Origin of the sequence: Pseudomonas putida (assembly GCF_028682635.1) — a bacterium.
GTDB classification, from domain to species: domain Bacteria; phylum Pseudomonadota; class Gammaproteobacteria; order Pseudomonadales; family Pseudomonadaceae; genus Aquipseudomonas; species Aquipseudomonas putida_AE.
In genome coordinates this window covers 47,752-73,052 of record NZ_JANHLK010000027.1, presented here as the reverse complement: position 1 = coordinate 73,052, position 25,301 = coordinate 47,752, and the positions used below count along the sequence as shown (strand labels likewise).

General features: G+C 61.6%; 24 protein-coding genes. 21 read left to right on the top strand and 3 right to left on the bottom strand.

Going from position 1 to position 25,301, the window contains the following annotated elements:
* Positions 1-89 precede the first annotated feature (89 nt).
* The 14 genes from NPS56_RS25510 (at position 90) to NPS56_RS25445 (ending at position 15,645) form a co-directional block, all read left to right on the top strand.
* Positions 90-1,712: a methyl-accepting chemotaxis protein gene (locus tag NPS56_RS25510; protein WP_274077206.1), complete on the top strand. Its 1,623-nt coding sequence runs from the start codon at positions 90-92 to the stop codon at positions 1,710-1,712.
* The gene (locus NPS56_RS25505; RefSeq protein ID WP_274077205.1) at positions 1,712-2,248 is read left to right on the top strand and encodes a chemotaxis protein CheW; all 537 of its coding nucleotides are present in this window, start codon (positions 1,712-1,714) and stop codon (positions 2,246-2,248) included. The genes NPS56_RS25510 and NPS56_RS25505 overlap by 1 nt, the downstream gene beginning before the upstream one ends.
* Positions 2,245-3,516 carry a CheR family methyltransferase gene (locus NPS56_RS25500; protein WP_274077204.1) on the top strand — a complete coding sequence of 424 codons (1,272 nt, stop codon included), beginning with the start codon at positions 2,245-2,247 and terminating at the stop codon, positions 3,514-3,516. Before NPS56_RS25505 ends, NPS56_RS25500 begins: the two co-directional genes overlap by 4 nt.
* Positions 3,513-4,196, top strand: a complete 684-nt coding sequence (locus NPS56_RS25495; RefSeq protein WP_274077203.1) for a chemotaxis protein CheW — start codon at positions 3,513-3,515, stop codon at positions 4,194-4,196. The genes NPS56_RS25500 and NPS56_RS25495 overlap by 4 nt, the downstream gene beginning before the upstream one ends.
* Positions 4,193-6,466: a hybrid sensor histidine kinase/response regulator gene (locus NPS56_RS25490; protein WP_274077202.1), complete on the top strand. Its 2,274-nt coding sequence runs from the start codon at positions 4,193-4,195 to the stop codon at positions 6,464-6,466. Before NPS56_RS25495 ends, NPS56_RS25490 begins: the two co-directional genes overlap by 4 nt.
* Positions 6,463-7,473 (top strand): chemotaxis response regulator protein-glutamate methylesterase, encoded by a 1,011-nt coding sequence (locus NPS56_RS25485; protein WP_274077201.1) that lies wholly within the window; start codon positions 6,463-6,465, stop codon positions 7,471-7,473. Before NPS56_RS25490 ends, NPS56_RS25485 begins: the two co-directional genes overlap by 4 nt.
* Before the next feature lie 46 nt (positions 7,474-7,519).
* Positions 7,520-8,521, top strand: a complete 1,002-nt coding sequence (locus tag NPS56_RS25480) for a response regulator (RefSeq protein WP_274077200.1) — start codon at positions 7,520-7,522, stop codon at positions 8,519-8,521.
* Between the two features lie 246 nt (positions 8,522-8,767).
* Positions 8,768-9,863 (top strand): peptide chain release factor 2 gene (gene prfB / locus NPS56_RS25475; protein WP_109790603.1). Its coding sequence is split into 2 segments (ribosomal slippage): positions 8,768-8,839 and positions 8,841-9,863, totalling 1,095 coding nucleotides; the frame shifts between segments, so codons are not numbered across the junction.
* A gap of 95 nt (positions 9,864-9,958) precedes the next feature.
* Positions 9,959-11,461, top strand: coding sequence for a lysine--tRNA ligase (gene lysS, locus NPS56_RS25470; protein WP_274077199.1), 1,503 nt, complete (start codon positions 9,959-9,961; stop codon positions 11,459-11,461).
* A 101-nt stretch (positions 11,462-11,562) separates the two neighbouring features.
* Positions 11,563-12,279 (top strand): TetR/AcrR family transcriptional regulator, encoded by a 717-nt coding sequence (locus NPS56_RS25465; RefSeq protein ID WP_274077198.1) that lies wholly within the window; start codon positions 11,563-11,565, stop codon positions 12,277-12,279.
* Between the two features lie 122 nt (positions 12,280-12,401).
* Entirely contained in the window at positions 12,402-12,956 is a 555-nt protein-coding gene (locus tag NPS56_RS25460; RefSeq protein WP_274077197.1) for a hypothetical protein, read from the top strand.
* Positions 12,957-12,988: 32 nt separating this feature from the next.
* Positions 12,989-14,266 carry a flavohemoglobin expression-modulating QEGLA motif protein gene (locus NPS56_RS25455; RefSeq protein WP_274077196.1) on the top strand — a complete coding sequence of 426 codons (1,278 nt, stop codon included), beginning with the start codon at positions 12,989-12,991 and terminating at the stop codon, positions 14,264-14,266.
* 138 nt (positions 14,267-14,404) lie between these two features.
* Positions 14,405-15,319 (top strand): alpha/beta hydrolase, encoded by a 915-nt coding sequence (locus NPS56_RS25450; protein ID WP_274077195.1) that lies wholly within the window; start codon positions 14,405-14,407, stop codon positions 15,317-15,319.
* On the top strand, positions 15,316-15,645 hold the full coding sequence (locus NPS56_RS25445) for a hypothetical protein (protein ID WP_274077194.1): 330 nt from the start codon (positions 15,316-15,318) through the stop codon (positions 15,643-15,645). The genes NPS56_RS25450 and NPS56_RS25445 overlap by 4 nt, the downstream gene beginning before the upstream one ends.
* A gap of 255 nt (positions 15,646-15,900) precedes the next feature.
* Here the strand turns inward: NPS56_RS25445 and NPS56_RS25440 are convergent, their stop codons facing one another.
* From NPS56_RS25440 to NPS56_RS25430, 3 genes are all read right to left on the bottom strand, one after another.
* Entirely contained in the window at positions 15,901-16,698 is a 798-nt protein-coding gene (locus NPS56_RS25440) for an OmpA family protein (protein WP_274077216.1), read from the bottom strand.
* Positions 16,699-16,757: 59 nt separating this feature from the next.
* The gene (locus NPS56_RS25435) at positions 16,758-17,165 is read right to left on the bottom strand and encodes a DUF4398 domain-containing protein (protein WP_274077193.1); all 408 of its coding nucleotides are present in this window, start codon (positions 17,163-17,165) and stop codon (positions 16,758-16,760) included.
* A gap of 275 nt (positions 17,166-17,440) precedes the next feature.
* Entirely contained in the window at positions 17,441-17,785 is a 345-nt protein-coding gene (locus tag NPS56_RS25430; RefSeq protein WP_274077192.1) for a pilin assembly protein, read from the bottom strand.
* 200 nt (positions 17,786-17,985) lie between these two features.
* On the opposite strand from NPS56_RS25430, the gene ppc reads away from it, so the two are divergent.
* The 7 genes from ppc to NPS56_RS25395 all read left to right on the top strand — a co-directional run bounded on the left by ppc (position 17,986) and on the right by NPS56_RS25395 (position 25,298).
* Entirely contained in the window at positions 17,986-20,616 is a 2,631-nt protein-coding gene (gene ppc / locus NPS56_RS25425; RefSeq protein ID WP_274077191.1) for a phosphoenolpyruvate carboxylase, read from the top strand.
* A gap of 289 nt (positions 20,617-20,905) precedes the next feature.
* The gene (gene adk, locus NPS56_RS25420) at positions 20,906-21,553 is read left to right on the top strand and encodes an adenylate kinase (RefSeq protein ID WP_274077190.1); all 648 of its coding nucleotides are present in this window, start codon (positions 20,906-20,908) and stop codon (positions 21,551-21,553) included.
* A gap of 88 nt (positions 21,554-21,641) precedes the next feature.
* The gene (gene tsaB, locus NPS56_RS25415; RefSeq protein WP_274077189.1) at positions 21,642-22,316 is read left to right on the top strand and encodes a tRNA (adenosine(37)-N6)-threonylcarbamoyltransferase complex dimerization subunit type 1 TsaB; all 675 of its coding nucleotides are present in this window, start codon (positions 21,642-21,644) and stop codon (positions 22,314-22,316) included.
* Between the two features lie 271 nt (positions 22,317-22,587).
* Positions 22,588-22,893 (top strand): hypothetical protein, encoded by a 306-nt coding sequence (locus NPS56_RS25410; RefSeq protein WP_274077188.1) that lies wholly within the window; start codon positions 22,588-22,590, stop codon positions 22,891-22,893.
* Positions 22,893-23,750 (top strand): DUF72 domain-containing protein, encoded by an 858-nt coding sequence (locus tag NPS56_RS25405; protein WP_414919780.1) that lies wholly within the window; start codon positions 22,893-22,895, stop codon positions 23,748-23,750. Before NPS56_RS25410 ends, NPS56_RS25405 begins: the two co-directional genes overlap by 1 nt.
* Positions 23,751-23,784: 34 nt before the next feature.
* Positions 23,785-24,606, top strand: coding sequence for an isocitrate lyase/PEP mutase family protein (locus NPS56_RS25400; protein WP_274077187.1), 822 nt, complete (start codon positions 23,785-23,787; stop codon positions 24,604-24,606).
* Positions 24,607-24,608: 2 nt separating this feature from the next.
* Entirely contained in the window at positions 24,609-25,298 is a 690-nt protein-coding gene (locus NPS56_RS25395; RefSeq protein WP_274077186.1) for an extensin family protein, read from the top strand.
* Positions 25,299-25,301 lie beyond the last annotated feature (3 nt).

Below are 25,301 nucleotides of genomic sequence, written 5' to 3'. Positions count from 1 at the left end.
CGGGATAAGAACTGGCGCAACCGTCTTATAAATGAAACAGTGCCCTCGGCTATACTCCCCGCATTTCGAAATGCCCCCGAGGATTGACTGTGAAGAACTGGACGTTGCGCCAACGCATTTTGGCGAGCTTTGCGGTAATTATCGCCATCATGTTGCTGATGGTGGTCGTCTCGTATTCGCGCCTGTTGAAGATCGAGAGCAGTGAAGCCAGCGTTCGTGAGGATGCGCTGCCGGGGTTGTATTACAGCTCGATGGTGCGCGGCGCCTGGTCCGACAGTTATCTGCGGATGCTGGAGATGCTCGGCCTGGAACAGGGCCAGGGCTTCACCACCAAGGATGCGTCAGACTTCAAGGACTTCTCCGCGCGTCTGCTGGACCAGATGGAGCTTTATCGCCAGACGGTCACCACGGACGAGGACAAGGTCGAGTACGCCGCCTTTGAAAAACTCCACGCGGATTACCACCGGATCCTGATTGCCGTTACCGAATTGCATAAACGCAATCAGGACGCCGAAGCCATCAGGATGTTCAACGAAGAGCTGACCCCGACCTGGACGGCCGGGCGCATGAAGCTCAGCGAAATTCTGCGTCACAACAAAGCCGTGGCAGACCAGGCTGTTGCAGCCATCGACGATGCGGTGATCACCGCGAAAGTCATCATGGGTATTTCCCTGGTGTTCGCCGTGCTGGCCGCCGGCCTCTGCGGCCTGCTGTTGATGCGCGCGATCATGGCGCCGATGAATCGCATCGTGCAAATCCTCGAAATCATGCGCACGGGAGATCTCAGCACGCGCCTGAATCTTGAGCGCAAGGACGAATTCGGTGCCGTGGAAACCGGCTTCAACGACATGATGGCCGAGCTGACCTCCCTGGTGTCCCAGGCCCAGCGCTCGTCGGTGCAAGTAACCACCTCGGTCACCGAGATCGCCGCGACCTCCAAGCAACAACAGGCCACCGCCACCGAAACGGCCGCGACCACCACTGAAATCGGCGCGACTTCCCGTGAAATCGCCGCCACCTCTCGTGACCTGGTGCGCACCATGACCGAAGTGTCCACCGCCGCCGACCAGGCCTCGGTGGCCGCCGGCTCCGGGCAACAGGGCCTGGCGCGCATGGAAGAAACCATGCATTCGGTGATGGGCGCCGCCGACCTGGTCAACGCCAAGCTGGCAATCCTCAACGAGAAGGCCGGCAACATCAACCAGGTGGTAGTCACCATCGTCAAGGTCGCCGACCAGACCAACCTGTTGTCGCTCAACGCGGCGATCGAAGCCGAGAAGGCCGGCGAATACGGTCGCGGTTTTGCCGTGGTCGCCACCGAAGTGCGGCGCCTGGCGGACCAGACCGCCGTCGCCACCTACGACATCGAACAGATGGTGCGCGAGATTCAATCGGCGGTGTCGGCCGGTGTGATGGGCATGGACAAGTTCTCCGAGGAAGTGCGCCGTGGCATGTTCGAGGTGCAGCAGGTCGGCGAACAGCTGTCGCAGATCATCCATCAGGTCCAGGCGCTGGCGCCGCGGGTATTGATGGTCAACGAAGGCATGCAGGCCCAGGCCACCGGCGCCGAACAGATCAACCACGCGCTGGTGCAATTGGGCGATGCCAGCAGCCAGACCGTCGAATCCCTGCGCCAGGCCAGTTTCGCCATCGACGAGCTGAGCCAGGTGGCCGTAGGGCTGCGTAGCGGCGTCTCGCGATTCAAAGTCTGATGAGCGAACTCACGGCCAAGCGCGTCGTCGTGAAACAGGCGGCGCAGGCGCTGTTTGTGGTGTTTCGAATCGGCCACGAGCGTTATGCCTTGCAGGCGATCGAGGTGGCGGAAGTGCTGCCGCGCCTGCCATTGAAGCCGATTGCCCAGGCGCCGCACTGGGTGGCCGGGGTATTGGCCTATCGCGGCGCGGTGGTGCCGGTTATCGACCTCAGCGCATTGACCTTCGGTACGCCGGCGCAGGCGCGCACCAGCACGCGGTTAGTGCTGGTGCATTACCGCCCGGATCCGACCGCCGAGGCGCAATTGCTCGGGCTGATCCTGGAACGGGCCACCGACACCTTGCGTTGCGACCCGGCGGATTTTCAGCCCTATGGCCTGGACAATCCCCAGGCGCGGTACCTGGGCCCCGTGCGTGAAGATGCCCAGGGTTTGTTGCAATGGGTGCGGGTGGCGGAGTTGCTGGACGATCAGGTGCGTGCGCTGTTGTACCCGACGCCACCCCTGGACCTGACCGGGCTGGAGGCGCAGCGATGAGCAGCGACCAGCGCTTTTTCGATTTCCTCAAGGAACGCATCGGCCTCGACGTGACGTCAGTCGGCCCGGCGATCATCGAGCGTGCGGTGCGCCAACGCAGTGCTGCGTCCCAGGCGCAAACGGCCGACGAGTACTGGCGCACCTTGCAGTGTTCAAGCGACGAGCAGCAGGCGTTGATCGAAGCGGTGATCGTCCCCGAGACCTGGTTTTTCCGTTACCCGGAATCCTTCGCCACCCTGGCGAAACTGGCGAGCAGACGCCTGGCCGATCTCAACAACATGCGCGCCCTGCGGATTCTCAGCCTGCCGTGTTCCACCGGTGAAGAGCCTTATTCGATCGCCATGGCACTGCTGGATGCCGGGCTCAAGCCGCATCAGTTCAAGGTCGACGGCATGGACGTCAGCCCGCTGTCGGTGGACAAGGCGCGACGTGCGTTGTACGGCAAGAATTCATTTCGCGGTCAGGACATTGCTTATCGCGACCGCTATTTCAGCGCCGAGAACGACGGCTATCGACTCACCGCTCGGGTCCTCGATCAGGTGCGCCTGCAGGTCGGCAATCTGCTCGATCCGGCCTTGCTCGCCAGCGAGCCGCCCTACGACTTCGTGTTCTGCCGCAATCTGCTGATCTACTTCGACCTGCCGACGCAAAAGCAGGTTTTCGAGGTGCTCAAGCGCTTGACCCATGTCGACGGCGTGCTGTTTATCGGCCCGGCCGAAGGCAGCCTGCTGGGGCGCCTGGGCATGCGCTCGATTGGCATCGCGCAGTCCTTTGCCTTCAGTCGTCATAGCGCTCCAGAGCCCGAACCTCTGCCGGCATTCGTCCCCACGCCGTTGCCGATGCCGCAACCTGTGCGCCGGATTGCGCCGGTACCGACTCAACGGCGCCCGTTCGCCAGCGTTGCGCAGGCATCGCACCCGCTTAAACCGAACAACTTCGAGGCCGCCGCGCTGCTGGCCAACGTCGCCGCGCTGGCCAATGAAGGCAAGAGTGCCGAAGCCCGCGCCGCCTGCGATCATTATCTGCGCCACCACGAACCGGTGGCCCAGGTGTTCTATTGGCTGGGACTGCTCAGCGATGTCGCCGGCAGTGTCCTCGAAGCCCAGGGTTTTTATCGCAAGGCGTTGTACCTCGAACCGCAACATGCCGACGCGTTGATGCACCTTGCCGCCTTGCTGCAATCCCAGGGCGATACCGCGGGAGCCAGACGATTGCAGGACCGCGCCGCCCGCAGCGAGCGCGCCGCTGACAGTGAGCGTAAACGATGATCGCCTCCGACTCCTTGAGCGTCACCCATGAAGATGCCCAGGCCATCGATGATTGCTGGAACCGTATCGGCATCCATGGCGACAAGTCCTGCCCGCTGCTGATCGAACACATCCATTGCCGCAATTGCGCGGTGTATTCGGCGGCCGCAACGCGTCTGCTGGACCGTTACGCGTTGCAGCAGGAAGACCGCGGCTCAGTGTCCGTTGAGGTCGAGAGCGAGGTGCAAACCCGTTCGCTGCTGATGTTTCGCCTCGGCGAAGAATGGCTGGGGCTCGCCACCCGCAGCCTGGTGGAAGTGGCGCCGTTGCAAACCATTCACTCCTTGCCGCATCAGCGCTCCCGGGCCTTGCTCGGGGTGGCGAATGTGCGGGGCGCGCTGGTGGCGTGCCTCTCGTTGGTCGAGTTGCTGGGGCTCGATAGCGTCGGCAGCGTGGCCACTGGTGCGCGGGTCATGCCGCGGATGCTGATCATTGCCGCCCACGGCGGTCCGGTGGTGGTGCCGGTAGACGAAGTGGACGGGATTCATGCCATCGACGAACGCATCCTCGACGCGGCGTCCCGCTCTGGCGCGCAGGCCAGTGCCAAGTACACCCGTGGCGTGCTGCAATTCAAAGGTCGCAGCCTGCGTTGGCTGGATGAACAGCAGTTGTTGTCCGCCGTGACCCGGAGCCTCACATGACCCCCGAGCAAATGCGCGACTCCTCTTTGTTGGAGCTGTTCAGTCTGGAAGCCGAGGCCCAGACCCAGGTGCTCAGCGCAGGTCTGTTGGCGCTGGAGCGTGATCCGACCCAGGCCGATCATCTCGAATCGTGCATGCGTGCGGCGCATTCGCTCAAAGGCGCGGCTCGAATCGTCGGCGTCGATGCCGGCGTCAGCGTCGCGCATGTCATGGAAGATTGCCTGGTCAGTGCCCAGGAAGGGCGCCTGTACCTGCGCCCGGAGCACATCGACGCGCTGCTGCAAGGCACCGATTTGCTGATGCGCATCGCGACGCCGAACAGTGTGTCGGGGCCTGCGGAAATCGACGCCTATGTCGCGTTGATGGGGCGTTTGCTCGATCCGATGGCTGCCGAGGTAGCGAACCTGGCACCCGCCGCGCCGCTGATGGCAGAGCTGCAACTCGAAGCGCCCGCACCGGTGATGGAAGAGCCGGAGCCGCTGCCGGTCTCGCCGAAACAGCCCCGGCGCACTACCGAAAACGGCGAGCGCGTGCTGCGGGTCACGGCCGAACGCCTGAACAGCCTGCTTGATCTGTCGAGCAAATCCCTGGTGGAGACCCTGCGGCTCAAACCGCACCTGGCCACCATGCAGCGGCTCAAACGCATGCAGAGTAACAGCCTGCGGGCCCTGGAAAACCTCAACGTCCATCTCAAGGACCAGGCCCTGAGCCTGGAAGCCCGGGAAACCCTCGAAGATGCCCGCCGGCTCCTGGCTGAGTCCCAGCAATTATTGGTAGAAAAAAACGCCGAGCTGGATGAGTTCGCCTGGCAGGCCAGCCAGCGTGCGCAGGTGTTGTACGACACCGCCCTGGCGTGTCGCATGCGGCCGTTCGCCGATGTCCTGACCGGCCAGGTACGCATGGTTCGCGACCTCGGTCGTAGCCTCGGCAAGCAGGTGCGGCTGGAAATCGAGGGCGAGAAAACCCAGGTCGACCGTGATGTACTGGAGAAACTCGAAGCGCCCCTGACGCACCTGCTGCGCAACGCCGTGGATCACGGAATCGAAACCCCGGAACAACGCCTGTTGGCCGGCAAGTCGGAGGAAGGCGTGATCCGTCTGCGCGCCTCCCATCAAGCCGGCTTGCTGGTGCTGGAGCTGAGCGATGATGGCCATGGCGTCGATCTGGAAAAAGTGCGGCGCAGCATCGTCGAACGCCAATTGTCCCCGGCCGATACCGCCGCGCAACTGAGTGAAGAGGAGCTGCTGACGTTCCTGTTCCTGCCTGGCTTCAGCCTGCGCGACAGGGTCACCGAAGTCTCCGGGCGCGGTGTCGGCCTGGATGCGGTGCAGCACATGGTCCGCCAGTTACGCGGCGCGGTGGTGCTGGAGCAGACGGCGGGCGAGGGCAGCCGCTTCCATCTCGAAGTGCCACTGACCTTGTCGGTGGTGCGCAGCCTGGTGGTGGAAGTCGGCGACGAGGCCTATGCCTTCCCGCTGGCTCACATCGAACGCATGTGCGATCTGGAACCGGCGGATATCGTCCAGGTCGAGGGGCGCCAGCATTTCTGGCACGAAGGCCGGCATGTCGGGCTGGTGGCGGCCAGCCAGTTACTGCAGCGCCCGGCGAACCAGCTGGCTCAGCAAACCCTGAAAGTCGTGGTGATCCGTGAACGCGATACGATTTATGGCGTTGCGGTCGAGCGCTTTATCGGTGAGCGGACCCTGGTGGTGCTGCCCCTGGACGAGCGTCTGGGCAAGATCCAGGATATCTCCGCCGGGGCCTTGCTCGACGACGGTTCGGTGGTGTTGATCGTCGATGTCGAGGACATGCTGCGTTCGGTGGACAAACTGCTCAACACCGGGCGCCTGGAGCGCATCGCGCGTCACAGCAGCCAGGCCGTCGAAGCGGCCCGCAAGCGGATCCTGGTGGTCGACGACTCCCTGACCGTGCGTGAGCTGCAGCGCAAACTGTTGCTCAATCGAGGTTATGACGTGGCCGTGGCGGTGGATGGCATGGATGGCTGGAACGCCTTGCGCTCGGAGGATTTCGACCTGCTGATCACCGACATCGATATGCCGCGCATGGACGGCATCGAGCTGGTGTCGTTGTTGCGCCGGGACAATCGCCTGCAATCGCTGCCGGTGATGGTGGTGTCCTACAAGGATCGTGAAGAAGACCGTCGTCGTGGACTGGACGCCGGGGCCGACTATTATCTAGCCAAAGCCAGCTTTCACGACGACGCCCTGCTCGATGCAGTGGTTGAGCTCATTGGAGGAGCACGGGCATGAAGATCGCGATAGTCAACGATATGCCCATGGCCGTGGAAGCATTGCGCCGGGCATTGGCCTTCGAGCCGGCACACCAGGTGATCTGGGTGGCGGGCGATGGCCGGGAGGCGGTGCGAAAGTGTGCCGAACAGACGCCGGACCTGATCCTGATGGACCTGATCATGCCGGTGATGGACGGCGTGGAAGCTACCCGGCGCATCATGGCTGAAACGCCCTGCGCGATCGTCATCGTCACCGTTGATCGCCAGCAGAATGTGCATCGGGTATTCGAGGCCATGGGCCACGGGGCGCTGGATGTGGTCGACACGCCGGCCCTCGGCGCGGGCAATGCCCAGGACGCGGCGGCGCCGCTGTTGCGCAAGATCATGAACATCGGCTGGCTGATCGGCGACAAGGGCAATCGGGAGCGACCGGCACCGAGTCCCGCGCGCAGTAGCGGCCCGCGCCAGAGCCTGATCGCCATCGGTTCATCCGCTGGCGGGCCGGCGGCCCTGGAAATCCTGCTCAAAGGCCTGCCCCGGGATTTTTCCCCGGCCATCGTGCTGGTGCAACACGTCGACCAGGTCTTCGCCGCCGGCATGGCCGAATGGCTCGGCAGCGCCAGCGGCCTGAAGGTGCGCCTGGCCCAGGAGGGCGAGCCGCCGCAAGGCGGCACCGTGCTGCTAGCGGGCACCAATCACCATATTCGTTTGTTGAAGAACGGCACCCTGGCCTACACGGCCGAACCGGTCAACGAGATCTACCGGCCCTCCATCGACGTGTTTTTCGAGAGCGTGGCCAGTTACTGGAACGGTGATGCGGTTGGCGTTTTGTTGACCGGCATGGGGCGTGATGGGGCGCAAGGGCTTAAACTCATGCGCCAGCAAGGTTACCTGACCATCGCGCAGGACCAGCAGAGCAGTGCGGTGTACGGCATGCCCAAGGCGGCTGCGGCCATCGATGCCGCTGTGGAAATACGCCCGCTGGAAAAGATAGCGCCTCGTTTGCTGGAGCTTTTTCCCAAATGACCCTCTCAACAGCAATCCTGGCCCAAGCAGTTTCAGGTGAACGCACATGAATGAATTACAGCTCGACGACTTCAAGACTGACGAAAATGCCGCCATGGTGCTGTTGGTGGACGATCAGGCCATGATCGGCGAGGCAGTTCGACGTGGGTTGTCGAACGAAGACAATATTGACTTCCACTTCTGCGCCGACCCGCACCAGGCCATTGCCCATGCCGTGCGCATCAAGCCGACGGTGATCCTGCAGGACCTGGTCATGCCCGGCCTCGACGGCCTGAGCCTGGTGCGCGAATACCGCAAACACCCGGCGACCAAGGACATTCCGATCATCGTCCTGTCGACCAAGGAAGACCCGCTGATCAAGAGCGCGGCGTTCGCGGCCGGGGCCAACGATTATCTGGTCAAGCTGCCGGACAACATCGAACTGGTCGCGCGCATTCGCTATCACTCGCGCTCCTACATGACGCTGCTGCAGCGTGATGCGGCGTACCGCGCCTTGCGGGTCAGCCAGCAGCAGCTGCTCGACACCAACCTGGTGCTGCAACGCCTGATGAACTCCGACGGCCTGACCGGGTTGTCGAACCGTCGGCATTTCGATGAATACCTGGAGCTGGAATGGCGCCGTTCGCTGCGCGAGCAGAGCCAATTGTCGCTGCTGATGATCGATGTGGACTACTTCAAGACCTTCAACGACACCTTCGGCCACCTGGAAGGCGACGAAGCCCTGCGCCAGGTCGCCGCGGCCATTCGTGACGCCTGCGCCCGACCTTCCGACCTGCCGGCCCGCTACGGCGGCGAAGAGTTCGCCCTGGTGCTGCCCAACACCTCCCTCGGCGGCGCGCGCCTGGTGGCGGAAAAACTACGGATGACCGTGGCGGCGCTGAAGATCCCGCATATAGCCCCGACCGAAGGCTCGAGCCTGACCATCAGCATCGGCCTCTCGACCATCACCCCGACGGCAGGCAGCAATTGCCGGGAATTGATCTCGGCGGCGGACAAAGGGCTGTACCTGGCGAAGCACAATGGGCGGAATCAGGTGGGGATTGAGTGATCTGCAATTTCTACCAAACGACATAGAACCTGTGGGAGCCGGGCTTGCCCGCGATGACGGTATGTCAGTCGACGAAAGTATTGGCTGTCAGGCCCTCATCGCGGGCAAGCCCGGCTCCCACAGGGTTCTGCGTCATCGCAAAGATCCCCTGTAACCACGTCTTTTCGGCCAGGCGGACTGCCGTTTTCGGCCGTTTGCCGGTATACTCGCCGGCTTTCAAAAGTTCGCCAACGAGTGCTGCCCGCCATGGAAATCAACCCGATCCTTAACACCATCAAGGACCTGTCCGAGCGCTCCGAAACCATTCGGGGGTATCTTTGACTACGATCAAAAGCATGAGCGTCTGACTGAAGTCAATCGCGAGCTTGAAGATCCGAGTGTCTGGAACAAGCCTGAATACGCCCAGGAGTTGGGGCGCGAGCGCGCTGCGCTGGCGCAGATCGTCGACACCCTCGACGAATTGAACACCGGTCTGGCCGATTGCCGTGACCTGCTGGACATGGCCGTCGAAGAAAACGACGAAGGCGCAGTGGGCGATGTCGTCGCCGAGCTGGCCCGTCTCGAGGAAAGTCTGGCCAAGCTGGAATTCCGCCGCATGTTCAGCCACGAAATGGACCCGAACAACGCGTACCTGGACATCCAGGCCGGTTCCGGCGGCACCGAAGCCCAGGACTGGGCCAACATTCTGCTGCGCATGTACCTGCGCTGGGCCGATAAACGCGGTTTCGACGCGACCATCATGGAGCTGTCGGCCGGTGAAGTCGCCGGTATCAAGGGCGCGACCGTGCACATCAAGGGCGAATACGCCTTTGGCTGGCTGCGTACCGAAATCGGCGTGCACCGCCTGGTGCGAAAAAGCCCGTTCGACTCCGGCAACCGTCGCCACACCTCGTTCTCCGCGGTATTCGTTTCCCCCGAGATCGATGACAAGGTGGAAATCGAGATCAACCCGGCAGACCTGCGGATCGACACCTATCGTTCCTCCGGTGCCGGTGGTCAGCACGTAAACACCACCGACTCGGCCGTACGTATCACCCACGTACCGACCAACACCGTGGTCAGCTGCCAGAACGAACGTTCCCAGCACGCCAACAAGGACACCGCCATGAAAATGCTGCGGGCCAAGTTGTACGAGCAGGAAATGCAGAAACGCAACGCCGCGTCCCAGGCGCTGGAAGACACCAAGTCGGACATCGGCTGGGGTCACCAGATCCGTTCCTACGTCCTCGATGCCTCGCGCATCAAGGACCTGCGGACCAACATCGAGCGCAGCGACTGCGACAAGGTACTCGACGGCGATATCGACGAATACCTGGAAGCCAGCCTGAAATCCGGTCTGTAATACACTGACACACCGCGATCCCCTGTAGGAGCCGGCTTGCCGGCGATCCCCGGCCGCAGGCCGGGGACAACGAACCAGATGGAATATTTAAAGACATGAGCGACCTAGAACTCGACCCGCAAGCCCTGCAACAGGAAGAAAACTCCCTGATCGCCCTGCGCAAGGAAAAGCTTGCTGCCGAGCGCGCCAAGGGCAATGCCTTCCCGAACGACTTCCGCCGCGAAAACTACTGCAATGACCTGCAGAAACAGTACGCGGACAAGACCAAGGAAGAGCTGGCAGAGGCTGCAATCCCGGTCAAGGTTGCCGGTCGCATCATGCTCAACCGTGGCTCGTTCATGGTGATCCAGGACATGACCGGTCGCATCCAGGTCTACGTCAACCGCAAGACCCTGTCCGAAGATACCCTGGCCGCTGTGAAAACCTGGGACATGGGCGACATCATTGCCGCCGAAGGCACCCTGGCCCGTTCCGGCAAGGGCGACCTGTACGTTGAAATGACCAACGTGCGCCTGCTGACCAAATCCCTGCGCCCGCTGCCGGACAAGCACCATGGCCTGACCGACACCGAACAGCGCTATCGCCAGCGTTACGTTGACCTGATCGTCAACGAAGACGTGCGCCAGACCTTCCGCGTGCGTTCGCAAGTCATCGCCCACATCCGCAGCTTCCTGATGAAGCGTGACTTCCTGGAAGTGGAAACGCCGATGCTGCAGACCATCCCGGGTGGCGCGGCAGCCAAGCCGTTCGAAACCCACCACAACGCGCTGGACATGGAAATGTTCCTGCGTATCGCGCCAGAGCTGTACCTCAAGCGCTTGGTGGTTGGCGGTTTCGAGAAAGTGTTCGAGATCAACCGCAACTTCCGTAACGAAGGCGTTTCGACTCGTCACAACCCTGAATTCACCATGTTGGAGTTCTACCAGGCCTACGCCGACTACGAAGACAACATGGACCTGACCGAAGAACTGTTCCGTGAACTGGCTCAGTTGGTCCTGGGCAGCACCGACGTGCCTTACGGCGACAAAGTGTTCCACTTCGGCGAGCCGTTCGTGCGCCTGTCGGTATTCGACTCGATCCTCAAGTACAACCCTGAGTTGACCGCCGACGACCTGAACGACATCGACAAGGCTCGCGACATCGCCAAGAAGGCCGGCGCCAAGGTGCTGGGCTTCGAAGGCCTGGGCAAACTGCAAGTGATGATTTTCGAAGAGCTGGTCGAGCACAAGCTGGAGCAGCCGCACTTCATTACCCAGTACCCGTTCGAAGTGTCGCCGCTGGCCCGTCGCAACGACGAGAACCCGAACGTCACCGACCGCTTCGAGCTGTTCATCGGTGGTCGTGAAATCGCCAACGCCTACTCCGAGTTGAACGACGCGGAAGACCAGGCCGAGCGTTTCATGGCTCAGGTGGCCGACAAGGACGCCGGCGATGACGAAGCCATGCACTACGACGCCGACTTTGTTCGCGCGCTGGAGTACGGCATGCCGCCAACGGCAGGTGAAGGCATCGGCATCGACCGCCTGGTGATGCTGCTGACCAACTCCCCGTCGATCCGCGACGTGATCCTGTTCCCGCACATGCGGCCGCAAGCGTAAGTGTTTCAACTAAAAAGCCGCCTGAAATAGGCGGCTTTTTATTGCCTGTCTGGTACAAACGTATCAAATAGTTACTTTTGAAGTAGAGAGGAATACCTGTCGTGAACTCTGCAATAGCTCAAGAAGGTGCAGCGGGTATCGCCACTGCGGTCGCTGAAAGCGTTCAGTACCAGGGCCGCAAGGCCAGCCGGCAGGGCAGCGAACAGCGTCGACAGGACATTCTCGATGCCGCGATGCGCATCGTCGTGCGTGATGGCGTACGGGCCGTGCGCCACCGTGCGGTAGCCGCTGAGGCTGAAGTGCCATTATCGGCGACCACTTACTACTTCAAGGATATCGATGACCTGCTCACCGATACCTTCGCCCAATACGTGGAACGCAGCGCGGCCTACATGGCCAAGTTGTGGGTGAACAACGAGGGCCTGCTGCGCGACATGATCGCCAGCGGCGACGGCAGCCCGCAGGCGCGTTCAAAACTGGCGGACGACATTGCGCGGTTGATGACCGAGTATGTTCATCGGCAACTGGTGACCCGTCGTGAACACTTGATGGCCGAGCAGGCGTTCCGTCAGGAAGCACTGTTGAACCCGCGCCTGGCCGAATTGGTGCGCTCCCATCAGCAAATCCTGTTGCAGGGATCCTGCCAGCTCTTCCAGGTGCTGGGCTCCCACGAGCCGCAACAAGATGCCAAAGTGTTGACGGCGATAATCGGACGGATGGAATATCAGGGCCTGCTCAACGACGCCGAGCCGGGCGCCGAAGAGGAAATGCTCGGCATACTGACGCGTTATATGCATTTGGTGCTGGCGTCGGTTTAATCCCTGTAGGAGCGAGCTTGCTCGCGATGGTCTGACATTCAACATCTTTGTTGTCTGACACACTGCCATCGCGAGCAAGCTTGCTCCTACAGTGGACAGTGTTGTTTCAAAGGGAGTGTTGAATGAGAGTCTGGCGTGTCGTAGTGATCGCCTTGTCGTTCCTGCTGCTCAGTGGCTGCCTGGTGACCTTCAAGGAGCCGCTGCCCACGAGCGAGCCCGTGCCCAAGGGGTTGCTCGGAAAATGGACCAGCACCAACGCCTGGGGTGAGCCGGTCAACCTGGAACTGACGCGCATCGGCGACAATCACTATCAGGCGGTGAGCTACTTCAGGGCCAGGCCCAAGGAGCGCGAAGCCTATCCCTTCACCGTGTCGCGCCACGGCAGCCGCTGGTATCTTTCGGCGAAAGTGCCGGCGCAGTTCGGCGGGCATTTCACCATTGGCGGGTTTGAACTCACCGACAAGCATGAACTGGTGGTGTACAACCTCGACCTCGAACAGATCAAGCAGGCCCTGGGGCAGAACGTCTTGAGCGGCGAGAGCTTTCAGACCGACGACGGCGATGGCGTGTTGATCAACAGTCAGATGGACCAGGTGTCCGCCTACCTCGACGACCCGGCCAATTCCGATGTGTTCGTCGAAGTGGTGCGTTACCAGCGCCAGGCCAAAGCCAAGTAAACCAGCACAGAAGATTTCTACGGGAGATTCGGGTGGACGATTACCAGCAGTCGATACGCATTTTGTCCGATCGCATTGTGCTGGCACAGACGCCGATTCGCGTCCTCGATGCGGTCAAATGGGACGACAACATCCGCAAGGGTTTCCTCAAGGCCAAGGGCAAGGAAATGCCGGCGGTGGACCGCGACTACTACCTCAACCGTCCGTTGGCTTTCGATTCCAGCAAGGTGAAGCTGGAGTTCCAGAACATCGAGCGCGACATCACCCGCCAGCTGGGTCAGTTCAACCCGGTCGGGCAGATCATGCGCCGCATGTGCAAGGAATACCGCATGGTGGTGCGCATGCTCGAAGCGCGCGGCACCGAGGATTTCGGCCTGATTTCCCAGGAGTTGTACGGCGCTGCGTCCGACGCGTTCCATGCCGGCGACCCGACGTTATCCGACCTGGGCATGATGTTGTCCGAATACCTGAACAACATCGACGGTCGTGGCGACCTCAAGGATGAACCGAAGACGCTGACGGCCAAGGATGCGGTCGACATGCTGCAGCATCGCCTGAACAAGGTGTTTGGCGAAGCCGAGGAAACCATCCGGGTGTTCGAGTCCGACGGGATCGTCGCCGATGCGGCGGCCGGCGCCGACTACATCAAGATCCGCTCCGACGCGATGTTCAACCAGCGCGACGTGCGCGCCCTTGAGGTTCACGAAGGGCTGGTGCACGTGGGCACCACGCTCAACGGCCTGAACCAGCCGATCTGCACCTTCCTGTCCAAGGGCCCGCCGTCGTCGACGGTGACCCAGGAAGGCCTGGCGATCCTGATGGAAATCATCACCTTCGCCTCCTATCCGAGTCGACTGCGCAAACTGACCAACCGCACTCGCGCCATTCACATGGTGGAGGAGGGCGCGGACTTCCTGCAGGTGTTCGAGTTCTTCCGCGAACAAGGTTTCGAAATGCCCGAGAGCTACAGCAACGCCAGTCGCGTTTTCCGCGGCTCGGTGCCGACAGGTCTGCCCTTTACCAAAGACTTGTCCTACCTCAAGGGCTTCATCATGATTTACAACTACATTCAGCTGGCGGTGCGCAAAGGCAAGCTGGAGCAGATACCGCTGCTGTTCTGTGGCAAGACCACCCTGGAAGACATGCGCACCTTGCGCCTGCTGGTGGACGAAGGGTTGGTGGTACCACCCAAATACCTGCCGGAGCAGTTCCGGGACATGAACGCGTTGTCGGCGTGGATGTGCTTCTCCAACTTCCTCAACCACCTGAGCCTGGACCGGATCGAGGCGGATTACTCCAATATCCTTTAATCACGACACCTTCTGTAGGAGCTGGCTTGCCAGCGAAGAACGATAACGCGGTGCGGCAGGTAAACCGCGTTACGACGTTCGCTGGCAAGCCAGCTCCTACAGGGTCAGATATTCACATATATCGCGAGGTTTCAACGGATGAGAATCCTCGGCATCTTCTGCCTTCTCCTGGCGCTGAGCGGTTGCAGCTCCTTGCTGTTCTACCCCGAGCCCGGCCAGCTGTTCACTCCGGAAAAAGCCAAGCTCGAATACCGCGAGGTCACCCTGACCACCGCCGACGGCCTCAAGCTGAACGCCTGGTGGCTGCCGGCGAAAAAGGGTGTCGAGGTCAAGGGCACCGTCCTGCACCTGCACGGCAACGGCGGCAACCTGCCCATGCACCTGGGCGGCAGCTGGTGGTTGCCCAAGGAGGGTTATCAGGTACTGCTGGTGGACTATCGCGGTTACGGCTTGTCCGAGGGCGAGCCGAGCCTGCCGGCGATCTATCAGGACATCGACGCCGCGTTCAAATGGCTCGACCGGGCCCCCGAGGTCAAGGGCAAGCCGCTGATCCTGCTCGGCCAGAGCCTCGGTGGGGCGATGGCCGTTCACTACCTGGTGCAACACCCTGAGCGGCAAAAACAGCTCAAGGCGTTTGTGCTCGATGGCGTGCCCGCCAGTTACCGCAGCGTCGGTCGTTATGCGCTGAGCAATTCATGGGTGTTCTGGACGTTCCAGGTGCCGCTGTCCTGGCTGGTGCCCGACGGTGACAGCGCGATCAATTCCATGGCGCAGCTCAACGGCGTGCCGAAACTGATCTATCACAGCATCGACGATCCGATCGTGCCTCTTTCCAACGGCATCCGTCTGTATCAAGCTGCGCCGCCGCCGAGAGTGCTGCAACTGACCCGTGGCGGTCACGTGCAGACATTCGCCGACCCGGTGTGGCGCAAGGTCATGCTGCGTTTTCTTGAAGACCCGCAGCATTTCAACGGCCTGCGCCGCCTGGGCGAAATCCCCAATTACCCGGCGCCCGAACCTTCTGAAAATGAACCACCAGAGAGCCCGCAATGAGTGAAGAACGCAACGCCATCCCGCTGATCATCACCGGTATCTGCAGCATCCTGGGCACCGTCGCTGCCTTGTGGTGGTACGGCTACCTGCATTTCGCCAAGCCAGAGGATGCGTTGCTGCTCAACGAATTCACCATGCTCAAGACCGTGCCCGGCGAAGACTACAAAGTCTCCCTGGAACCGGCGGCGCAAGTGGCGCAGTGCATAGATGGGGTGTTGGTATTGTTCGACACTGAGCAGAAAGGCCTGACCGGCGTGCTTGTCAACGAGCGGAAAAAAGCCGTGCGTTGCATGGGGCAGGAAACCCCGCAGAAGCTCGAGCAGTAAACACAAATCAACTGTGGGAGCCAGCCTGCTGGCGATTGCGATTGAACATTCAACTTTGATGTTGATTGATACACCGCTATCGCCAGCAGGCTGGCTCCCACAGGGGACTATGTAAGACTGCTAATTGGGTGTTGGCGCTCTTAAATGTGGGAGCCAGCCTGCTGGCGATTGCGATTGAACATTCAACTTTGATGTTGATTGATACACCGCTATCGCCAGCAGGCTGGCTCCCACAAGGGGCTGTGTAACGACTGATTATTGAGTGTTGGCACTCACCGCCGAACGCGGGATCACCGGCTGGTTGTCATTGGAAATTGTCACTTCCACCCGGCGGTTCTGCGCCCGGCCCGAAGTACTGGTGTTATCCGCCACCGGGTATTCCTTGCCATAACCCTGAGCGACGATGCGGGTCGGGTCGACACCCATCTTCACCAGTGCCATGCGCACGGAGCCCGCTCGGCGTTCCGACAACGACTGGTTGTGCGAGGCGGTACCGGTACTGTCGGTGTAGCCCTCGACAATCGCCTTGCGATCCGGGTTGTCCCGCAGGTACTGCGCCAGTTTGTTGATGTTCACCAGACCGTTGGATTTCAGCTCGGCCTTGTCGGTGGCGAACAGCACATCACCGAAGGTCACCAGCGTGCCGCGATCGGTCTGCTTGGCGTTGAGGCTGTCCTGCAGCTGTTTGATCTGCTGGTCGCGGGCGTCCAGACGGGCCTGGGCCCGTTGCGCGGAAGCGTTTTTCAGGTTGGCTTCGGCGGTGCGCAGGGCGATGGTCTGTTTCGCCACTTCGACGCGCTGGTTGGTCAGGTAGGCCAACTGGTCGACCTTGGCCGCGTCTTCCTTGTCCAGATAAGCCTTGTCGGCTTTGTCCAGGTAATCGCTGGCTTCCTTGGTTTCCAGCGCCGCGACTTTGCTCGCCTGCGGGTTGGCTTGCAGGCCAGCATAGTTGGTGCGGGCCTGTTCAAGGCTGGGGTTCGGTGGCGTGGAGCACGCAGCCAGGGCGACGCTTGCGGCCAGCAGGGCAGGGATCATCACGTGTTTGTAATTCATGCTTTTGGAAATCATGGTTTCGTCCTTTTAGTCGAAAAGAAATACGTCGGGCCGCGCCGTTACTGAACGGTGCGCTGGCTTTCCTGACGCAGTTCCTGAACTCCTTTCTGAGAGTCCTTCACAGTCTGTTCGGCTTTCATCGCCTGGGCTTTGCGCTCGGCGACGCGAGCATCCCACTCAGCCTGTTCGGCCAGGGTCCTGGCTTGATCGTACTTTTTGTCATGCATGGCAATTTCGGCTTGCTTGAGCTTGTCCTGGGCAGCCTTCATTTCCACCGCAGCGAATTCGGTACCACCGGCGCTGACGGCGTCGTTGACCGCGGACTCGGTGACGGCAAATTGCTCGCTGGGTGGGTTACCGGCGCAACCGGCCAGTACCAGGCTGCCGCCGATCGCCAGTGCCGCCATTTTCAGGCTGTGCAGGGAAGAAAATGTGCCAGTTCGGGTTTTCATCGTTTTCAACTCCATGGGGCTAACTCCTGAGAAACGTGAACATCCATCCTGGGCAAGGAGCCGAAAGCTACCGTTTTGGGGGCGTTTTGATACGGCCGTCCCAGGCGTGGTTACTGGGTTGACCCGAGGCGTTTTTCGAAAGTTCAGAGAAATTAGCCTGCTACCGAAAAAAACTTCGATTCAGTGGACAGGGCTCTATATCGAGGAGTGCGGCGATGAACATGGCTGTTCACGCCCCCCTCGAAGGGGGCACGAGCAGCGTTTTTCAGAAGGGGATGAATGCGGGGAAGTCAGTGTTTCTGCTTGTCGTTACCGGTCGACAAGTCGTGCAGATGACGACGGGACAACGCTAGAAAACGTGGGGTAGGGCCGATGTCTTCGTACAGCGGATCGCCTTCTTCATCCGTGGCGACCACGGTCGAACCTTTCACGTAGGGAAAGCTTTTTTCCAGCTCTTCCAGGGCGGCCCCGATCAGTTCGCCCAACAGTTCTTCGGGGCTGCGCTTGGGGTACATTTCGATGATCGCCGCAAGCCGTGCGGCAGCCTCCACGTCCAGATGAATCGAATAGCCTGTATCGGTCAGGCGACCTTTGGCGTTTTCTTCCCAGTGGTTGGCAAGCTCGCGGATTTTCATAATGACCTCATTGCGCTCCTGCTCCAGGCAGGCGGGGAATGTCCGGCAGGCGCCGGCGACAGCCGCTGTACGGCTTACTCTTGAGACTAGCTTCAACGCCAAAGGTTTACAGGCCCTTCGTCGTCTTGCTTGTAAGAACCGGTCTGGAGCGGCACTCTTAAGGTTCCTGGTCGACCGGATTTTTCCCTGGAGAACTGTTGATGACCGATATTGATGCACGCTTGCGCGAAGACGTTCACCTGCTGGGTGAGTTGTTGGGCAATACCATTCGTGAACAGTACGGGGACGGCTTTCTCGACAAGATCGAGCAGATCCGCAAGGGCGCCAAGGCGGACCGCCGCGGCTCCATGGACGCCGAACTGAGCGCCAGCCTCAACCAGTTGACGGAAGACGAATTGCTGCCGGTGGCGCGGGCCTTCAATCAGTTTCTCAACCTGGCCAACATCGCGGAGCAGTACCAGCTGATTCACCGTCGCGAAGAATCCCAGGCCGCGCCCTTCGAAGCGCGGGTGCTGCCGGAGTTGCTCGCCCGCCTGCGCGCCGAAGGTCATGGCGCCGAGGCCCTGGCCCGGCAACTGGGTCGGCTGGAAATCGAACTGGTGCTGACCGCGCACCCGACCGAAGTCGCGCGCCGCACGCTGATCCAGAAATACGACGCCATCGCTGCGCAACTGGCGGCTCAGGACCATCGCGACCTGACCAGCGCCGAGCGCGAGCAGATCAAGTCGACCTTGCAGCGCCTGATCGCCGAAGCCTGGCACACCGAAGAAATTCGCCGCACGCGCCCGACGCCGGTCGACGAAGCCAAATGGGGCTTCGCGGTGATCGAGCATTCGCTGTGGCAAGCGATCCCCAATTACCTGCGCAAGGCCGACCAGGCCCTGCACGCTGCCACCGGCCTGCGTTTGCCACTGCAAGCCGCACCGATTCGCTTTGCCTCGTGGATGGGCGGCGACCGCGACGGCAACCCGAACGTGACGGCGGCGGTGACCCGGGAAGTGCTGCTGCTGGCGCGCTGGATGGCGGCCGATCTGTACCTGCGCGATGTCGATCACCTGGCTGCCGAGTTGTCGATGCAGCAGGCCAGCGAGGAATTGAAGGCCAAGGCAGGCGACAGCGCCGAACCCTATCGCGCCGTGCTCAAGCAGCTACGCGAACGCCTGCGGGCGACGAGAAACTGGGCGCACACCGCGTTGTCGACCCCGACGCCTGCCCCGGCCGATGTCTTGCAGAACAACCGCGAGCTGCTCGACCCGCTGGAGTTGTGCTACCACTCGCTGCATGAGTGCGGCATGGGCGTGATTGCCGACGGTCCGTTGCTCGATTGCCTGCGCCGGGCAGTGACCTTCGGCCTGTTCCTGGTGCGCCTCGATGTGCGTCAGGACTCGTCGCGCCATACCGCGGCCATGACCGAAATCACCGATTACCTTGGCCTGGGTCGCTATGAGGACTGGAGCGAAGAAGAGCGCATCACCTTCCTGACGCGCGAACAGAATAACCGTCGGCCCTTGCTGCCGGCCCACTACAAGCCCTCGGCCGACACCGCCGAAGTACTCGCGACCTGCCGGGAAATCGCCGCCGCGCCAGGGGCGTCGCTGGGTTCCTACGTGATCTCCATGGCCGGTGCCGCTTCCGATGTGCTGGCCGTGCAGCTGTTGCTCAAAGAGTCAGGAGTGCTGCGGCCGATGCGCGTGGTGCCGCTGTTCGAAACCCTCGCCGACCTCGACAACGCCGGCCCGGTGATCGAGAAGCTGTTGCTGCTGCCGGGTTATCGCTCGCGCCTGCAAGGCCCGCAGGAAGTGATGATCGGTTATTCCGACTCGGCCAAGGACGCCGGGACCACGGCCGCCGCCTGGGCACAATACCGGGCGCAGGAGCGGCTGGTGGATATCTGCCGCGAACAGCAAGTGGAACTGCTGTTGTTCCATGGTCGCGGTGGCACCGTGGGGCGTGGTGGCGGCCCGGCCCACGCGGCGATCCTGTCGCAGCCACCCGGTTCGGTTGCTGGACGTTTCCGCACCACCGAGCAGGGAGAAATGATTCGTTTCAAATTTGGCCTGCCGGACATCGCCGAGCAAAACCTCAACCTGTACCTGGCCGCGGTACTCGAGGCGACCTTGCTGCCGCCACCACCGCCCACGCCTGAGTGGCGCCACTTGATGGACGAACTGGCCGCCGACGGAGTCAGCGCCTACCGCGCCGTGGTGCGGGAAAATCCGCAGTTCGTGGAATATTTCCGCCAGTCCACCCCGGAACAGGAACTGGGGCGCCTGCCGCTGGGCAGTCGTCCGGCCAAGCGCCGCGCTGGCGGGATCGAAAGCCTGCGGGCCATCCCGTGGATCTTCGGCTGGACCCAGACCCGCCTGATGCTGCCGGCCTGGCTCGGCTGGGAAGCGGCCCTGAGCAAGGCGCTGGAGCGCGGTGAAGGCGCACTGCTTGCGCAGATGCGTGAGCAATGGCCGTTCTTCCGCACCCGCATCGACATGCTGGAAATGGTCCTGGCCAAGGCCGACGCGGATATCGCGCGGTCTTACGATGAGCGGCTGGTCGAACCGGACTTGCTGCCGTTGGGCGCGCACTTACGCGACCTATTGTCGCAGGCATGCACCATCGTTCTCGGGCTGACCGGTCAGTCGCAGCTGCTGGCACATAGCCCAGCCACCCTTGAATTCATCCGCTTGCGCAACACGTACCTCGACCCGCTTCATCTATTGCAGGCCGAGTTGCTGGCACGCTCGCGGCAACGTGATGTGGCACAGGATAGCCCGGTAGAACAGGCGTTGCTGGTGTCTGTGGCGGGGATTGCCGCCGGTTTGCGCAATACCGGCTAAGGTTTGTTGTCGTGCTTTGGAGCATCCGGCGCGAGCGTCGGATGTGCTTCGATAGCGGGTGCAAAAGTGCTGCCAAGCGACAGTTAATGATGGGGTTGCGACTTGGGGAACCGGGTTACAGGGTCACGACAGACAGCGGTTTCTCCGACTTTTGGCGGCTTGTGTGGGCGCAGCCTGCTGTGTATCTTGAGCAGCCTTTGGCCGTTTGGGCGGTCACGACCCTATTTTTGAGATTGGCCCCACGAGGCGAATCTGACGTTATCTAAATAAAAAATTGAGGAGCACATCGATGCGCGTCATTCTGCTGGGAGCTCCCGGGGCCGGTAAAGGTACTCAGGCTAAGTTCATCACCGAAAAATTCGGCATTCCACAAATCTCCACGGGCGACATGCTGCGCGCCGCGGTCAAGGCCGGCACCGAGCTGGGCATCAAGGCCAAGAGCATCATGGATGCCGGCGGCCTGGTGTCCGATGACTTGATCATCGCCCTGGTCAAGGACCGTATCGCCCAGCCCGACTGCGCCAACGGTTTCCTGTTCGACGGCTTCCCGCGCACCATTCCCCAGGCTGAAGCCCTGGTGACTGCTGGCGTCGAGCTGGATGCGGTGGTTGAAATCGCCGTTGAAGACGAAGAGATCGTGCAACGTATCGCCGGTCGCCGTGTTCACGAGGCCAGCGGCCGCGTTTACCACATCGTCTACAACCCGCCGAAAGTTGCCGGCAAGGACGACATCACTGGCGAAGAGCTGGTGCAGCGCAAGGACGACACCGAAGAAACCGTGCGTCATCGCCTGTCGGTCTACCATTCGCAGACCAAGCCGCTGGTGGCCTTCTATCAGGAGCTGTCGGCTGCCAATGGCAAGCCGAAGTACAGCCATATCGAAGGCGTCGGTTCGGTTGAAGCAATCACCGCCAAGGTGCTTGCAGCCCTGAGCTGAAAAATCGCTTGATCTTCTACGGCCCGCTTGCGGGCCGTAGTTGTTTATACTGACGCACTTTTTTCCGATCACTCTTGTGGATACATCGATGAGCACCTTGCTGGCCCTGGACACCGCGACTGAAGCTTGCTCCGTTGCCTTGCTGCATGACGGCAAAGTGACGAGCCATTACGAGGTGATTCCGCGCCTGCATGCACAGAAGCTGCTGCCGATGATCCAGCAGTTGCTCGCCGATGCAGGCACCACCCTGCAAGCGGTCGACGCCATCGCCTTCGGTCGCGGGCCGGGCGCGTTCACCGGCGTGCGCATTGCCATCGGTGTGGTGCAAGGCCTGGCGTTTGCGCTCGATCGCCCGGTGTTGCCAGTGTCGAACCTGGCCGTGCTGGCCCAACGCGCCTATCGCGAGCATGGTGTGAGCCAGGTCGCGGCGGCCATCGATGCGCGTATGGACGAGGTGTATTGGGGCTGCTACCGCGAGACGGCGGGGGAGATGCGCCTGGTCGGCGCTGAAGCGGTATTGCCGCCGGAGTCGGCTGCCTTGCCGGCCGATGCCAGTGGCCAATGGTTCGGTGCAGGCACGGGCTGGGGGTATGCCGAGCGCATCGCTGTCGAGCTGAGTGGCCAGGATGAAGGCATGCTACCCCATGCAGAAGATTTGCTGACCTTGGCGCGGTTTGCCTGGGCGCGGGGGGAGGCGATTGTGGCGGATGAGGCGCAGCCGGTTTATCTGCGGGATAAAGTGGCGACGCCTAAGGCGCGTTAATCCTCCAGACCGAGTTGGTCCCATCGCGAGCAAGCTCGCTCCCACAGGTTCTCCACCACCCTGTGGGAGTGAGCCCGCTCCCACAGGATCTCCGCTAACCCTGTGGGAGCGGGCTTGCTCGCGAAGGCGATCTATCTGACAAAGCCAATCGTCAGTTTGTAACCCCGGGTTTTAAACCTTTTGCCTTTTATGTGTTCTAGTTATCACTAGGCGGTTTGCGATGTGGCCTGGGTGCCACTAGACTGCCATTACTGATACCGAGCATGCACCTATGCGTATAGACGGCGTTTCCTCTCAGTCCTACCCCATCAAGCGCAAGCCTCGCAAAGACCAGGTAGTGCATGACGAGTCCGTCGATATCGAGGGTGAGCTGGAGTTTGCCAGCGAAGAACAACTGGCTTCCCGTGCCGCCAAGGCCGCCGCGCAAAAGCTCAGCAATCTTCCCGCCCGTCAGCAGGACATGCTTTATCACCGCGCGATGAGCAAGAGCGTGGCAACGGCGCTGGCCAGTTACCTGAGCACCGCCAGTTTCGTCGATTGGGATGCGCAAGTGCTGGGCCTCGACCTGTACATCTGATGCTGCCTTACTACCTCGGTTGTCCGTCCTGGAGTGAAAACGCCTGGCGCGATTACCTGTACCCGCCTGCGGCCAAACCCGCCGATTTTCTCAATCTCTATGCGCAAGTGTTCAATGCCGTGGAAGGCAATACGACCTTCTACGCGAGCCCGGCTGCCAGCACCGTGCAGCGCTGGGCCGAGGCCATGCCCGGACACTTTCGCTTCACCGCGAAGTTTCCCCGCGAGATCAGCCACGGCGGTGACCTGCGCGAACAACTGACCGCCGCCGAAACCTTCACCCAGCTACTCAGCCCCCTCGGTGAGCGGGTGTCCCCACTGTGGTTGCAGTTGTCGAAGAGCTTCACACCACAACGCTTGCCGGAGCTGGCCGGATTTATCGATGGGCTGCAGCGGCCATTGGCGGTGGAAGTGCGCCATGACGACTTTTTCGCCAAGGGTGACAGCGAGCGCGAACTCAATCGCCTTCTACTCGATCGCGGCGTCGAACGTATCTGCCTCGATCCCCGTGCGCTGTTCAGCTGTACCTCGACCGAGCCCTCGGTGCTTCACGCCCAATCGAAGAAACCCCGGGTGCCACCACGCCCGGCAGCGTTCACGCAATTTCCGCAGGTGCGTTTCATCGGTCATCCGCAGCTTGAAGCCAACGATCCGTTCCTGGAGCCGTGGGTAGAAAAAATCGCCCTGTGGATCGAAGAGGGTCGCACGCCCTACATCTTCCTGCACACCGCCGACAATCTGCTCGCGGCGAAACTGGCGCAACGTTTTCACACACGCCTGATGTTGCGACTGCCTGGCTTGCCGGCGCTGCCTGAGCTATACAGAGAGCCCGCGGCCGAGCAACTTGGCTTGCTCTGACAGCGGACTCGTTTTCCTGCACAGGAGCCTGCCAATGGATGCGCAAACCCTTCGAGCCCAAGCGTTCAGAGTCCTGCACGAACGCCAAGGGGCTTTTGTGATTCCCAATCCGTGGGACGCCGGCTCGGCGAAAATGCTCGCCAGCCTGGGTTTCGAGGCGCTGGCGACCACCAGCGCCGGGTACGCTTTTTCCCAGGGCCGCCCCGATGGCGGCCTGACGCTGGACGACACCCTGGCCAACGTCCGGGCGATTGTGGCCGCCACCGACCTGCCGGTCGCGGTCGATCTGGAAAACGGCTTTGCCGATGATCCCGCCGAGTGCGCACAAAGCATTCTGGCAGCCGCGGCCGCCGGTGCCGTCGGCGGTTCGATCGAAGACTTCACCGGCCGTGCAGAGGGGCCGATTTACTGCTTCGAACATGCCGTGGCGCGTATCGAGGCTGCCGTCGCTGCCGCCCGCAGCTTGCCCTTCGCGTTTACGCTGACAGCCCGGGCCGAGAATTACCTGCATGGCAATCCGGATCTGGCCGACACCATTCGCCGCTTGCAGGCGTTCGCCGAAGCCGGCGCCGACGTGTTGTATGCGCCAGGGTTGCGCAGCGCTGAAGAGGTATTGGCCGTGGTCCGCGCCGTGGCACCGAAACCGGTCAACGTGTTGATGTCCGGCGGCTTGAAGCTGACGGTCGAGCAACTGGGCGAAATGGGCGTCAAGCGCATCAGTGTCGGCTCGGCGCTGGCCCTGGCGGCGTTAGGCGAGTTCTATCGCGCCGCCGAGGAGATCAAGACGTCGGGCACGTTCGGCTTCACGACGCGCTCCATGCCGTATGCCCAGGCCAATCAGTTTTTCAAAGGCTGACGATGCGGTTTCGCGGGTGGCTTTTGCTGTTGATCATTGCAGCGGCGGGAGTGGGCGTCTGGCGCGGCTGGATCTCCCTGCCGCCACAGTGGAATCCCTGGGCGCCGCTCGATGTGAAAGCTGAGCCTAACCTTCTGACCCGCTACAAACTGATGCGTCTGCGTGATGATCCGCAGCTGTGCGACCAGGCGTTGAGCAGCTCCGGTTTGCGCGTGACCCGTCAGGCCGATAGCCCGGACGCCAAATGTCCGCTGACCGATACCCTGCGTGTCCAGGGCAGTGACGTGGCCCTGAGCAGCAGTTTCCTCGCCAGTTGCCGCTTGGCGGTGTCGTTCGCCCTGTTCGAGCATCACGCGCTGCAACCCGCGGCGCAGGCGGTCTATGGGCAAGCCGTCACGCGGGTCGATCATCTCGGCAGCTTTGCCTGTCGCAATGTCTACAGTCGCGAGAATGGCAGGCGTAGCCAGCATGCGTCGGCCAATGCCCTGGATATCGCCGGTTTTCGCCTGGCTGACGGTCGGACCATCAGCGTGCTCAAGGATTGGCCGAAGGGTAACCAGGACGCCGCGTTTCTAAGGCAGGTCCGCGATGGCGCCTGTGGCCTGTTCAGTGTGGTGTTGAGCCCGGATTACAACGCCGCCCATCGCAATCACTTTCATGTGGATGTCGGGCCTTGGTGGGTCTGTCGTTGAGGC